The sequence below is a fragment of the Gemmatimonadota bacterium genome (genome assembly GCA_026706845.1).
In the GTDB taxonomy this organism is placed as follows: Bacteria; Latescibacterota; UBA2968; order UBA2968; family UBA2968; genus VXRD01.
Genome location: JAPOXY010000249.1, coordinates 1 through 12,984 on the forward strand (window position 1 = coordinate 1; position 12,984 = coordinate 12,984).

Here is a 12,984-nt window from a genome sequence, read left to right on the forward strand (position 1 = left end):
GAATTTGGAGGCGTAGATGGCTTCGATTCCGAGGATTTCGAGGCCGACGATAGCGCCGACGACATCGACGATGGCATCTACTGCGCCCACTTCGTGGAAGTGGACCGCTTCAATGGTGGTGTCGTGGATTTTTGCTTCGGCTTCGGCGAGTTTTTGAAAGACGCGCGCGGCTTTTTCTTTTGCAGAGGCCGATATCGCACTGTTGTTGATGATTTCAAGTACGTCTTTCAGGTGCCGGTGGACGTGGCCTTCCCGAGCGTTGACGTCTATTTTGGTGCCGGCAATGCCGTGTTTTTCCACACGACGCTTGGAGAGGGTGAATTCGCGCACACTGAGTTTGTCGAGTTCGGATTTCAGGACGGAAAAAGACAGGCCCGCATCGACGAGCGCGCCGAGGGTCATGTCGCCGCTGATGCCGGCAAAGCAGTCGAAATAGGCGACTTTCATGAGGTAATCCTAAAAAAAAGACCGTGAATGATCACGGTTATAGAATTTGTTTGTTCGGGGAGGCGAGAAAAGAATCTACTCTGCTACTACCCCTATCGGCAATGCAGTTGTGACGATTGAACCATTTTTGCGATCTAAGAGCGCGAGATACTGGTCGCGCTGCTGGTGAAAATACGCCATGTATTTTTCGGGGATGGGTTGACCTGCGGGGCGATTGATTTTCCGCGTTGGGTTGATCAGTTTGTATTTGCCATTTACTGTGGCGTAAAAGTTGAAGTGCAAGTGTGGGCCTGTGGAGCGTCCGGTTGAACCTACATAACCGATGGTTTGTTTTTGGTTGACGCGCTGTCCCTTTCTCAGGCCCCGCGCAAATCCCCTCAGATGGCCATAGCCGGTTTTATAGCCGTTGCTGTGTTCGATTTCGATATAGTTGCCAAGCGGACCTTTGCGTCCGACAAAAGCAACCGTGCCATTGGCAACGGCCCAGACTTTTGTGCCGTATGGCGCGGCGTAATCCACGCCGTGATGCCGCGTGTATTTTTTTAGTATGGGATGAAATCTACGGTTGGTAAATGGGGAACTGATGCGGGTAAAGTTCAGGGGTTTGCGCAGGAAGAGTGCCTGGAGTGTGCGACCTTTTGCGTCGTAGTAATTTCTGTTTCCTCTGGGGTCGGTGTAGAGAAATGCTTGAAAAGATTCTTTATCGCCTTCGTATTGGGCTGAGAGAATATCGCCATAGCGGACAAAGGCACCGGATTTGCCGTAGAGTTTTTCAACGACGAGCGTAAATTCATCGCCTGTTCTGCAGTCGTTGTAAAAGTCGATATAGTATTCAAATACGTATTCGAGTTTGTCGCACAGAAGAGCCGGATTTTCACCGGTTTTTTGAAGCGCGCTCCAGATGTTGTCTTTTATGCGGCCGGATACGATAATGGCCTCTCGCTTCAATGGCAGGTTTTCTTGCCTGGCTTTGAGTTGGCCATTTATTCGTTCGACGATAAATTGCGTTTCGTGGTTGTTCTGCCTGGTGTATTTGAGGTGCTGAATGGTTGAACGGCTGTCGAGCACCAGTTCATAGCGATCCCCACTCCGAACGATATTGGGATTGAATGACGCGCGTTTAATATCTCTGTGTAGCACATCGATAAGTTCGAGAACTTCGGTGCGCGAGATATTTTCGCTCGTGAGGGCTTCGGTGAGATTTTCTTTGTTGGCGATATAGCCCACAATTCTGGTGGATTTGGATTCTGGAGGAGGAGTAAGTGGGAGGATGAGATCTGCTTCAACTGGATCTGGTTTTGCGGGACTTTCTTCAGTCATTTTTGCGACGGGTTCATCTTTTGCCGGTTCTTTGCCAAGACCAAAGAGCATACTGACGGATATTAGTAAGCAGAAGAAGATCCATCTTTTGCGTGGCTTGGGGGATTTGGGCTGACCTTTATAAGCGCGAACCGGCATGTGGGGAGGGACCCTCGTGAACTTTGATGTGTTGCTGACTGAATGTGCGCCAAACAATAAACCATCTTGCTGTGTACGTCAACCGCATTATATGGGGGTCGCAAAATTGTGTCTGCTATATGTTGTAATTCGCACGCTGTGACCTTGACGTTATCTGCAAGCCTGGGTAAATTGAATTGTTGGAGATCGGGTGGGCCGATCGATAGCGAGGATATAATATACAATGAATGCTGAGAAAATAGAACTCAAAGGTTTGTTTCCCGAAGAGTTGGCACAGCATGTGTCCGATATGGGCCTGGAGCGGTACAGAACCCGACAGTTGGTTGACTGGCTCTACAACAAGGGTGTCACGGATTTTGAGTCGATGACGAATTTGTCCAAAACCGTGCGCGCGCAGTTCGATGAGCAATTTACGCTTTTGAGATTAAATTGCGTTGGTGAATTGAGGTCTCCGTCAACAGATACGGTGAAGTTTTTGTTTGAGTTGCCCGATAAGCGGCTTATCGAGAGTGTTTTGATGTGGGATGGCAAGCGTCGCACGCTGTGTGTGTCGTCGCAGGTGGGGTGTCCGCTCGATTGCCAGTTCTGCGCGACCGCGCGCATGGGGTTGATTCGCAATTTGACGGCGGCAGAGATTGTCGAGCAGGTGTTGTACGCACAGCGTTTTTTGCGTGCGGAGGGCGATGAGTTGACGCATGTGGTGATGATGGGGATGGGAGAACCTTTGCTGAATTTCGATCAGGTGATTCGAGCTATTCGATTGATCAATCTGGATTATGGGGCGGCTGTGGGCATACGTCGCATTACATTGTCAACGGTTGGTCATGTGCCGGGTATTGCAAAACTGGCGCGAGAAAAACTCAAGATTGGATTGGCAGTGTCGCTCAATGCGACGACCGATGAGCAGCGGTCAGAGATTATGCCGATTAATCGCAGGTGGCCTATTGCAGAACTCCTGTCCGCTGTGAGAGCCTATTACGATCAGGTCAGACGGTGGGTGACGTTTGAATATGTGTTGTTGCACGGGTTTAATGATACAGCCGAAGATGCATACAAGCTGATTGACCTCGTACGCGATATTCCATGTAAAGTTAATGTGATACCATGGAATCCCATTGAAGATGCGCGCTATGAACGCCCTCCGCAGAAAGCAATTGATCGGTTTGTCGATATTTTGTCTCACGCGCAATTGACAGCAACTGTTCGCTATAGCAAGGGAGATGATATTGCGGCTGGATGTGGACAGTTGTATTGGGAGATGGAGAGGGGTGTGAAGTGAGAGGCTGATTTTTACCTTTTTACTCTTGAAATATTTCCCTATCTGTTCTATGATAAGCATAACCACGAAGCTACCTGTTTTTTTCTCCTCCATAACACAGTTTGGAGATGTTTTTTATGGAACAATTTGTTATCGAGGGTGGGCATCCTTTGTCTGGAACTGTTGTTCCTGCTGGCAATAAGAATGCGGCGCAACCTCTTTTGGCGGCGACTTTGTTGACTGAAGAACCCGTGGTGCTAAAAAATGTACCTGATATTGGTGATATTGCCGTTATTGTCGAAATTTTGCGCGATCTGGGGGCAGAGGTTCGCTACTCGGGTGATCACGAACTGACTATTTGTACACGGGATGTCCGCAAGTCTGTGTTGCGGGCCGATTTGTGCCGGAAAGTGCGCGGCAGTTTTATGTTTGCCGGTCCGTTGTTGGGGCGATTTGGGAAGGCGACTATTCCGCGACCTGGGGGCGACCGCATTGGTCGGCGGCGGGTCGATACGCATTTGATTGCGCTGGAAGAACTCGGTGTGCGTTTTCATACCAATCACATTTACGATTTTGAGGCGCCCAGAGGTCTTGTGGGGGCGGACATTTTTTTAGATGAGCGCAGTGTGACTGGCACTGAAAATGCCGTGATGGCAGCGGTTCTTGCGCGGGGTACGACTATTTTGAGCAATGTGGCTTCAGAGCCTCATGTGCAGGAATTGTGTTTGATGCTGAACAGGATGGGTGCTCAAATTTCGGGTATTGGGACCAATGAACTGGTTATTGAAGGCGTGTCGAGGCTCTGTGGAACAACGCATACGATTGGTCCAGATTATATGGAGGTCGGCAGTTTTATTGGGTTGGCAGGGGCGACCAATAGCGAGATTCGCATTGTCAATGCTGCGCCCAAAAATATGCGCAAGAGTTTGATGGTGTTTCGGCGGTTGGGGCTGGAAGTTGAGGTCGATGGCCAGGATATTGTGGTGCCGTCCTTTCAAAAGCTGGAAATTATGCCGGATGTGGGCGATGCGATTCCGCGCATTGACAACGATCCTTGGCCGGGTTTTCCACCCGATTTAATGAGTATTGCCATTGTGTTGGCGACACAGGCGCGGGGTACGGTGCTGTTTTTTGAGAAGATGTTTGAACAGCGTATGTACTGGTTGGACCGTCTCATTGATATGGGCGCGAAGATTGTGATTTGTGATCCGCATCGCGCTGTGGTGGTTGGACCGTCAAAACTTTATGGCGAACATTTGACGAGTCCCGATATTCGGGCGGGTATGGCGCTGATTATTGCGGCTTTGTGTGCCGAGGGTGAAAGTGTGATTAGAAATATCGAACAGATTGATCGCGGTTACGAACAAATTGATACGCGCTTGCGCAGTTTGGGTGCGCGTATTCAGCGGGTGACGGTGAAGGAGTAATGATAAGAGGTGATTTGATGTGACGAATGACGAGGATGCACGCACGGGCGCGCTGGAAATTGTGCGTCGTTTGCAGGCGCGGGGTTTTCGCGCTTTGTGGGCCGGTGGATGCGTGCGAGACATGCTGATGGGGCAGGTGCCCCGCGATTACGATATTGCCACAAATGCCGATCTCCAACAGGTGATCGGCATTTTTCCGCATGCACAGGTGGTTGGGGCGCATTTTGGGGTGGTGATTGTGCGGCTGGGTGATTATCATTATGAGGTGGCGCGTTTTCGCCGCGATCTGGGGTATTCCGATGGTCGGCGTCCCGATGGTGTGGTGTTTGTGGATGAGGAAGAGGATGCGAAGAGGCGCGATTTTACCATTAATGGGATGTTTTACGATCCCGTGGCAGATGTTGTGCTCGACTATGTGGGGGGACAGGTTGATTTAAAAAAAAAGCTGATCCGCACGATTGGCGATCCGCATGCCCGATTTCGCGAAGATCGATTGCGTATGTTGCGCGCGATTCGCTTTGGGTGTCGGTATCACTGGCCCCTTGGGGATAAGACGCGAGAGGCTATTGGGGAACTGAGCGCGAGTATCGAGTTTATAAGTCTCGAGCGCATTCGCGATGAAGTTGTCAAAATTTTGACCGAGGGGTGCGCGCCTTTGGGGGTGCGCTGGCTGATTGATCTGGGGCTGATGGCGGTTTTTATGCCCGAGGTTGTGGCTATGGATGGCGTGCCTCAACCGCCTCAGTTTCATCCCGAGGGAGATGTGTTGACCCATACGCTGATTATGTTGGGTTTGATGCACAATCCCTCTGTAGAGTTGGCGATGGGTATTTTGTTGCACGATGTGGGCAAACCCCCTACTTATGAGGTGCGGGATCGCATTCGGTTTCACAATCATACAAAAGTTGGGCGCGAGATGGCCGAGGAGATTTGCAGAAGGTTGCGTTTTTCGTCGGAGCAGATAAAGCATATTGCGGCGTTGGTGGCAGATCACCACAAATTTATGCATGTTCAGGAGATGCGCCCGAGTACGTTGAAGCGGTTTTTGCGTACGGATCGGTTTGAAGATCACCTGGAATTGCACCGGATCGATTGTTTGTCGAGCCATGGTGCGTTGGACAATTATGCGTTTTGTAAGGCTGCGCTGGAGAATCTAGAGCCAGAACAAATTCGTCCCGAGCCGCTGATTAATGGACGCGATTTGATTGCGATGGGACAAAACCCCGGTCCCGCGTTTAAGAAGGTGTTGCGGGCTGTTGAAGATGCACAGTTAGAAGGGCGTGTAACGCGACGCGATGAGGCGTTGAGGTTGGCGACACAGGTGTTTGAATCGCTTGGGTTGTAGTTTTAAGTTCGTCTTGCAACTGTTTGCCCGTTGAGATGTATAAGAGATGATATTTGAGATGTTTACTGGTTGCTGTTTTTTTCAGGAGGTAGGAGAATGTATAAACGATTGTTTGCAGGTCTGATGTTGATGGCTATGGGGTGGACGCCCGTCTGGGCGACGACTGTGAAGACGTTTGTTTTTGAAGAGATGTGCGAAACCGCGCAGACTATTGTATATGTCAAATGTCTCGCGCGCGATAATGCAGTTTTTGCCGATCGGGAGGGTATTTTTACCCAGACGCGGTTTAGAGTTATGGAGGTGGTCAAAGGGCAGGCTGATTTAGAAATGGTGCTGACTTTGCCCGGCGGTGAGTGGGAGGGGCAGCGCATGTATGTGCCTGGTATGCCGCAGTTTGTGGTGGGGCAAGAGACTGTGCTGTTTCTTTCGAAGCGCGACAATTTTGGTTCTCCATGGCCGATGGGATTGGGACAGGGGTGTTATGCCGTGCAGGTGGGTGAAGGAGGAAATCGCCAGGTCAGGCTCAGACATGTGCCGTTGCCTCCGGAGGTGCGCAGCAAGCCCGCGCAAGCGCAAACATCGCATATGGAGTTGGGCGATTTTTTGACTGCGGTTCGAGAGATGATCAATGTGAGCCAGCAAGAGGAACCATCTGAGAAGTGAGAAGCAATATGAATCTGCATTTTGATATTCGAGATATTTTTCGCTGTGTGCGACTGGGTTGGTCTGGAAAAAAAATTTGGGCTGGGCTGTTGGGGCTAATCGCGGCCTGGGCGGGCTATTCGGGTTTGTTGCTTATCGCGCATGTCCGTGCGGGCAGTGCGGGTCTGTGGCAGCGCTACGGTTTATTCCCTGGCGCAACGATCGGTGAATTTGATCTGCTCGGTACGGGGTTGCACGTTTTGGGCATGGTGTTTGCCTTGTCGGTGATGTTTGTGACGACCAGTATGATGTGCAAGATTACTTTTCAGCAGCTTCGAGGCGATGATTTTTATTCGGTTGGCGATGCCTGCCGATTTGCAAGCGCGCGCTGGAAAACCGTGCTGTTTGGTCCTGTTGCCGTGCTTGCTCTATTTGCCCTTTTTGTGATTGGCGGCGTTGTGATTGGGTGGGTTGCTGGATGGATTCCCGCAGTGGGTGAGATCGTTTTCGCGCTGTGCTTTATTCCCATTTTTTTTGCGGCATTGTTGGCCGTGTTTATCGGTCTGGTATTTGTTGTTGCTGTGATTATGTCTCCAGCTATTGTGGGTACGGAGGGGGTTGATATTTTAGATGTTGTGATACAGTCGTTTTCACTGACGTGGTCACAGCCCTGGCGATTGGTTTTGTATGCGGTGTGGATGATTGTTGCGGTGTGGGTTAGTTTGATGGTGCTGGGGGTTTTGACTATGGCTGCGATTGGTCTGATTGCCTGGGCGTGTGGTTTGTTTATGGATGTTAAACTGGCCAATCTTTTTTATGTGGCATCGCATTATCTCTTGTTTGTGCCGGAGAAATGGGATGATTTGTTTGCGAGCTTGCCCGTGCCGGGAACACCGTCGGGAACAGAGGTCTGGGGTGGTGGTATCCTCGGGGTGATGCTCATTGTGATTACGGGGATTGTGATTGCTTATGTTCAGGCGACTTATGCGTCGGGGCTGAGTTTGATGTATGTGGTTTTAAGACATCGCAAGGACAATGAAAATTTGCTTGTTCGGGACGATGATCTCGAGGTTGTGAACGAGGAGGCCAGCGATAACACTGATTCCGAAACGGCATAGGTCAAATTTTTCCGTTGACTTGCTGCACGAGGTGGCAACCCGGGCGCGGCTGGCCGAAGGTTCCGAGGGTGTGCGTCGCATTTTGCGAACGGTTTTTATGGCTGGGCAGATTCCCATTCGCAATGTCGCCCAGGAGGTGGGTTTGCCCGTTCCCGTGGTTGCCGCGGTGCGGGGTGAATTGGAAAAGAGAGGTGTTTTGACGCGAAAAGGTGGGGTTTCGCTCACGGGTGAGGGTCTGAGTGTTGTGCAATCGGAGTTGGGGATTTCGTGCCGCAAACGCTTTGCGCGCCCGGGGGTACCTCCGATACCTGTGGTTTTGAAAGATGTGTGCGGTCGTTTTGCAGATATTGTTGAGAGGCGACCAAAGGTCGATGTTAGACTGGATCAGTCCCATGCAACGCCCGAGACTGTTTTAAGGCGCGCCGTGTATTTGTACGAACACGATGCTCTCGAAGGGCGCAATCTGCTCGTTCTTGGGGACGATGATCTGACGTCTGTAGCGGTGGGATTGCTGGCGCAGCATTTGGAGATTGTTCTCGGGCAGGTGGTGGTGCTGGAGTGCGATGGGCGGCTCGTTGACTTTTTAGGTGTAATAAGCGAACGCGAAGGGTTGCCTATTACTGTGATCGCACGCGATTTGCGCGAAGATATTCCGTCTGATCTGTGCGGACAAATGGATGTGTTTTTTACCGATCCACCCTACACGTCACCCGGTTTGTCGTTATTTGTTTCGCGGGGTGCTCATGCATTGGTGCCCGAGGTGGGTAAGCAGGGGTTTGTGAGTTTTGGCCGTCGTTCACCAGATGAGACAGTACGGGCGATTGGCTCATTGATCGAGATGGGCTTTGCGCCTGTGGAAATCATACCGGATTTTAATGAATATGTCGGTGCCCAGGTATTGGGTGGGGTCAGTCAGATGATTCGTCTTATTTCTACCGGGAAGCCACAGCCTCTTGTGACTGGCACATATCGCGGGGCACTGTACACGGCTGATCTCAAAAGGCGGCGACAAGGTGATCGGGCATCCCATTGATCCCACACATGGCGAGTATTTGCGCGATGTGTTTTTGCGCGCAAATAAGCGGGCCTGGTGTTATTTTCCGCCTTTTCTGTGTGCCTTTAGTCTCGCACCCAATCGGATTGTGTGTGTCGATGAAATTGCGGGAAGTACGTGTCTGTTTGTACAGCGTCCAGAAGGTGTTGACTTGCTGCTGCCGCCTGTTCCCTGTGATGCTGATACGCTGAAGAGGGTTATTGACAAAATCGCCTCTCATCAGGATGGTCGTTTGCCGAGAATTTTGTGGTTAGACGCCTGTGATGCCAGATATGTAGATGTCGGGCGGTTTGCGCTGCGCGATAAAGACGCGGAATACGTTTACGATCCATCGCAGATTGCTGCGGCGAAAGGACGGCGTTTTAGAGATGTGCGCAAGCGTGTGCGGCGTTTTGAGCGCGCCCACGCGTTCCGTTTTCGCGCTTTGACTGCGTGGGATGTGCCGGATTGTTTCGCGCTGTTGAAGTATTGGCGCCAGCGCCAGGGACGTCGGTATCCCTTTTTGCTGGACTGGGGATATACGCGGGTAGCGCTTGATCAGTTTCATTTTTGGCCAGAAGATGTGTTGTGGGGGTGGTGTGTGGAAGTGGCGGGGCGGATTGAGGCTTTTGCCCTGAGCGGAAAGATGCAGCCCGATTTGGCGCATTTTTTTGTTGCGAAGACCAATCCCGATTTGCCCGATTTATCGTATTTTTTGCGATGGCGAGTCTATGGCGCACTGTCTGATTATCGCCGCGTAAATGACGCTGGGGATTTGGGGTTATCGGGTTTGCGCCAGTTCAAGCAGAAATTTCGACCTGTGGATCAGTGGCGGGTTTTTTCAGCAGAACCCCTGTGAGGCATGTTATGAACAGGTTGATAATCGTTGCAATTTTGAGTCTGTGGATTTGTGGGTGCGAGACCACATCGCCCTCTTCTTATATTTATTACGAGGTGGTGCATTCCCCAGAGCAGGTCGCGGTGGGGGATTCTCTGTTGATAGAGACCCGAGATGGCGCAACATTTCAGGGGATTTTGTTGCGGATGGATGAAGAAGAGATTGTGGTGACCACAGAGACGCAGGGTAAGGTCCGGGTACTCTGGCGCGAGGTTCAAAAGGTGCAGCGCGTTATGAGGGCAAGGGCGCAGGAATGAGAAGGCGATCTACTTCATTGGGCCAGGTGTTGGCAACGCAAAGGCCGTATTCTTTTTTTCCACCTGTGGCAAGGGGACCTGTGAGGTGGGTATAGCGTCGGGTCGCTTTGAGGTTTTTGGGAATATAGTCGGTGTTCAAAAAGTGCAGGGCAAGGCCCGCGCGTTCTCTGTGTGTGGTGTTTGCAAGTGTGCGATGGGCTATGCCAAAGTTGAAGAAGACAGCACCCCCGGCTGGCAATTCAATGGGGATGGCTCGTTCTTCGGGTACTGTGCAGTGAATGTGATGGTCGCTGTTGGGATCCCGGTCGTGGGCGTAGATTTCGCGGTGGCTGTCGGGTACGATGTGCAGTGTGCCGTTGGCGATGTTGGCATCGTGAAGGGCAACCCACATGCCAACGCCTTTGGCGGGATCGGTGATTTTGAAATACGCATTGTCCTGGTGCCAGTCCGTGCCAATGCCCTGTTTGCCGGGTTTGAGAAAGATCTGGTCGAGGTAGAACACAAAGGGAGAGCCGATGAGTTGCCCGACAAGGGCGAGGACTTTGGAGTGAAAGTGCAGGGCGCGATAAAACGCGCTTTTGGGCGTGATGGGACAGATTTGCAGGTTGATTTGCGTTTGTGAATGGGTTTGCCCGTCTCCGTCGGTGGCGACATTGCGGAGGAGGCCTTCGCGTTTGAAGCGGTCGAGTTCAGCGCACATGGCGCGTATTTCCCGGCGGGTGAACATGTCGGGGACAATGGCGTAACCCTGGGTGCGGAAGAGGCTGAGTTGTTCTTGTGTTAGGGACATTATTTCTCCTGATATTCTATAGAAAGACTTTATAGCTTATATTGAGTGCTTTTCCGAGTTTTTTTGCTGTTTCCTTCCCAATAGGCCGTTTGCCATTTTCCATTTCCGAAATGTGTCGTTGCGGAATGCCAGTCAACTTGGATAATTCCCGCTGTGTCAATCCTTCCTTCCCCCTTGCACCCGATAGAGAAACACCGGGCAATTGCTCGTCGGTATAAGGAAAATACTCGCGCCATGGAACTGCATCAGATATATCTACAAAGCCCATGGACCCGAGTGTTTTGACGGCTTGCTTGCGCTTTTTTTTCGGACCAAGAAAACGTAGTTCGATGGTCTCTATTTCAGTACGGTGCTTTTTCGTGAGTACCTGCATACGTCACCTCTACTAATTTGATATTTTTGTCCTTCACTTCCCAAACAGAAACGTAAGTGGGTCTTCCCTTTTTAATATGACAATGGTGCCGATTTTTTCCAAGGGAGCTGTAGTTAGGCCAGTTCCCTCGGACGGGACCTGCTACTTCAATCTCTCTGATCAGGGCAAGAAGATTCTTTTGAACCCGTTTGGGTAAACGTCCGATTTGCCTTTGCGCCTTTCTGGCTATTGTTACGGTCCAGTCCATTTTTGAATATACTAAATAATAGTATCAAGTCAAGGGAGGGAATGGATGGAGCAGACAGACATTTTTTTTATTTTTTAAGCGGGTTCGATGTGGTGTTCGCCGAATGTGAGTTCACCGGCAAAGTGACAACTCGCCCGATGCCCCGGTTCGATTTCTATGAGCCGGGGTTCTTCTGTTTTGCATTTGTCCTGTGCATAGGGACAGCGCACGTGAAATTTGCATCCGGATGGGGCGTCGGCGGGGTCTGGTACGTCGCCTTCGAGGGGGATGCGCTCGCGGTGGTCGTCGGGGTCGGCGATGGGAACGGCGGATAGGAGGGCCGCGGTGTAGGGGTGAAGGGGATTCTGGTAGAGTTGCTCGGATGTGGTGATTTCAATGATTTGACCGAGGTACATTACGGCAACGCGGTCGGAGATGTGTTCGACGACGCTGAGGTCGTGGGCGATGAACAGGTAGGTGAGGTCGAAGGTTTCCTGGAGGTCTTCGAGGAGGTTGATGACCTGAGCCTGTACGGACACGTCGAGGGCGGAGACGGGTTCGTCGGCAATGACGAGTTTGGGGTTGAGTGCGAGGGCGCGGGCAATGCCGATGCGCTGGCGCTGTCCTCCTGAAAAGGCATGGGGATATCGCCGCAGGTGATCGGGGCGCAAGCCCACGCGGATGAACAGTTGCTCGACGCGGTTTTCGAGTTCAGATCCCGATGCGATCTGGTTGATGATGAGGGGTTCGGCCACGATGTCGAAGACGGTCATGCGCGGGTTGAGCGACGAGAAGGGGTCTTGGAAGATGTATTGCAGTTCTCTCCGCAGGTCACGCATGTGTTCTTTGCCGAGGTTGCGCAGATCGAGTTGCTGGCCGTTGTGATGGAAGATGATCTCGCCGTCGGTGGGTTCTATCAGGCGGATGATGGACCGCCCGGTTGTGGTCTTCCCGCAGCCCGATTCTCCGACCAGGCCGAGGGTTTCGCCCCGGTGCAGGGTGAGGTCTAAGCCATCTACTGCTTTGACATAGCCGACGACTTTTCGCCATAAGCCCTTTTTGATGGGAAAGTGGGTTTTGAGTCCAGTAACTTCGAGAAGGGGCTGATTGTTTTTCTCTGGCATGATGTCCGGTTCCGTTTGCGAGGCGATCAGTTTTCCAGCCAGCAACTGACGCGATGACCCGATTCGATTTCGAGGAGTTGTGGTTCTTCGCGGCATTTATCCATTGCATGGGGGCACCGCGGGGCAAAGGCGCAGCCCTGTGGGATTTCAAAAGGATCGGGGATTGTGCCTTCGATGGGTACCAGGCGGCGTTTTTGGCCTACTTGTGGAATGGAGTTCAGCAGGCCCCTGGTGTAGGGATGGCGCGGATCTTTGAAGACGGTGCGCGTGTCGGAATATTCGACGATTTTGCCCAGGTACATCACCGCGACGTAGTCGGCCATGCTGGCGACGACGCCGAGGTCGTGGGTGATGAGCATGATCGCCATGCCGATGTCGGATTGGAGATGGCGCATCAGGTCCAGGATCTGGGCCTGCACCGTGACATCGAGGGCTGTCGTGGGTTCGTCGGCGATGAGCAAGCTGGGGTTGCACGAGAGGGCCATTGCGATCATGGCGCGCTGGCGCATGCCGCCCGAGAGTTCATGGGGATACGCATCGACCTGACGGTCGGGACGGGGTAGGCGCACTTTGTTGAGGGCATCGATG

15 protein-coding genes are annotated in these 12,984 nt (G+C 51.9%); 8 read left to right on the top strand and 7 right to left on the bottom strand.

The window, feature by feature from the left end:
• Positions 1–447, bottom strand: a 447-nt coding sequence (locus OXG87_22030) for a DUF111 family protein (protein MCY3872235.1), incomplete at its 3' end; no start/stop codon positions are given.
• Between the two features lie 75 nt (positions 448–522).
• Positions 523–1,905, bottom strand: a complete 1,383-nt coding sequence (locus tag OXG87_22035) for a M23 family metallopeptidase (GenBank protein MCY3872236.1) — start codon at positions 1,903–1,905, stop codon at positions 523–525.
• 223 nt (positions 1,906–2,128) lie between these two features.
• Between OXG87_22035 and rlmN the strand changes: the two genes are divergently transcribed.
• The 8 genes from rlmN to OXG87_22075 all read left to right on the top strand — a co-directional run bounded on the left by rlmN (position 2,129) and on the right by OXG87_22075 (position 9,883).
• Positions 2,129–3,184 (top strand): 23S rRNA (adenine(2503)-C(2))-methyltransferase RlmN, encoded by a 1,056-nt coding sequence (rlmN, locus tag OXG87_22040; protein MCY3872237.1) that lies wholly within the window; start codon positions 2,129–2,131, stop codon positions 3,182–3,184.
• A 116-nt stretch (positions 3,185–3,300) separates the two neighbouring features.
• A complete protein-coding gene (gene murA, locus OXG87_22045; protein MCY3872238.1) occupies positions 3,301–4,590 on the top strand; it encodes a UDP-N-acetylglucosamine 1-carboxyvinyltransferase in 1,290 nt (429 codons plus the stop codon).
• Between the two features lie 19 nt (positions 4,591–4,609).
• Positions 4,610–5,935, top strand: coding sequence for a CCA tRNA nucleotidyltransferase (locus tag OXG87_22050; GenBank protein MCY3872239.1), 1,326 nt, complete (start codon positions 4,610–4,612; stop codon positions 5,933–5,935).
• Between the two features lie 96 nt (positions 5,936–6,031).
• Positions 6,032–6,598 carry a hypothetical protein gene (locus OXG87_22055; protein ID MCY3872240.1) on the top strand — a complete coding sequence of 189 codons (567 nt, stop codon included), beginning with the start codon at positions 6,032–6,034 and terminating at the stop codon, positions 6,596–6,598.
• Between the two features lie 8 nt (positions 6,599–6,606).
• The gene (locus OXG87_22060; protein ID MCY3872241.1) at positions 6,607–7,695 is read left to right on the top strand and encodes a hypothetical protein; all 1,089 of its coding nucleotides are present in this window, start codon (positions 6,607–6,609) and stop codon (positions 7,693–7,695) included.
• Between the two features lie 31 nt (positions 7,696–7,726).
• The gene (locus OXG87_22065) at positions 7,727–8,728 is read left to right on the top strand and encodes a bis-aminopropyl spermidine synthase family protein (protein ID MCY3872242.1); all 1,002 of its coding nucleotides are present in this window, start codon (positions 7,727–7,729) and stop codon (positions 8,726–8,728) included.
• Positions 8,709–9,587 carry a phosphatidylglycerol lysyltransferase domain-containing protein gene (locus OXG87_22070; GenBank protein MCY3872243.1) on the top strand — a complete coding sequence of 293 codons (879 nt, stop codon included), beginning with the start codon at positions 8,709–8,711 and terminating at the stop codon, positions 9,585–9,587. Before OXG87_22065 ends, OXG87_22070 begins: the two co-directional genes overlap by 20 nt.
• Before the next feature lie 8 nt (positions 9,588–9,595).
• Positions 9,596–9,883, top strand: a complete 288-nt coding sequence (locus OXG87_22075) for a hypothetical protein (protein ID MCY3872244.1) — start codon at positions 9,596–9,598, stop codon at positions 9,881–9,883.
• Here the strand turns inward: OXG87_22075 and OXG87_22080 are convergent.
• The 5 genes from OXG87_22080 to OXG87_22100 form a co-directional block, all read right to left on the bottom strand.
• Positions 9,858–10,673, bottom strand: coding sequence for a phytanoyl-CoA dioxygenase family protein (locus tag OXG87_22080; GenBank protein MCY3872245.1), 816 nt, complete (start codon positions 10,671–10,673; stop codon positions 9,858–9,860). The genes OXG87_22075 and OXG87_22080 overlap by 26 nt on opposite strands.
• Before the next feature lie 16 nt (positions 10,674–10,689).
• Positions 10,690–11,046 (bottom strand): helix-turn-helix transcriptional regulator, encoded by a 357-nt coding sequence (locus OXG87_22085; GenBank protein MCY3872246.1) that lies wholly within the window; start codon positions 11,044–11,046, stop codon positions 10,690–10,692.
• Entirely contained in the window at positions 11,015–11,293 is a 279-nt protein-coding gene (locus OXG87_22090) for a cytotoxic translational repressor of toxin-antitoxin stability system (GenBank protein MCY3872247.1), read from the bottom strand. Before OXG87_22090 ends, OXG87_22085 begins: the two co-directional genes overlap by 32 nt.
• A gap of 74 nt (positions 11,294–11,367) precedes the next feature.
• On the bottom strand, positions 11,368–12,396 hold the full coding sequence (locus OXG87_22095) for a dipeptide ABC transporter ATP-binding protein (protein ID MCY3872248.1): 1,029 nt from the start codon (positions 12,394–12,396) through the stop codon (positions 11,368–11,370).
• A gap of 26 nt (positions 12,397–12,422) precedes the next feature.
• Positions 12,423–12,984 (bottom strand): ABC transporter ATP-binding protein (locus tag OXG87_22100; protein ID MCY3872249.1); only part of this gene is annotated, 562 nt, incomplete at its 5' end.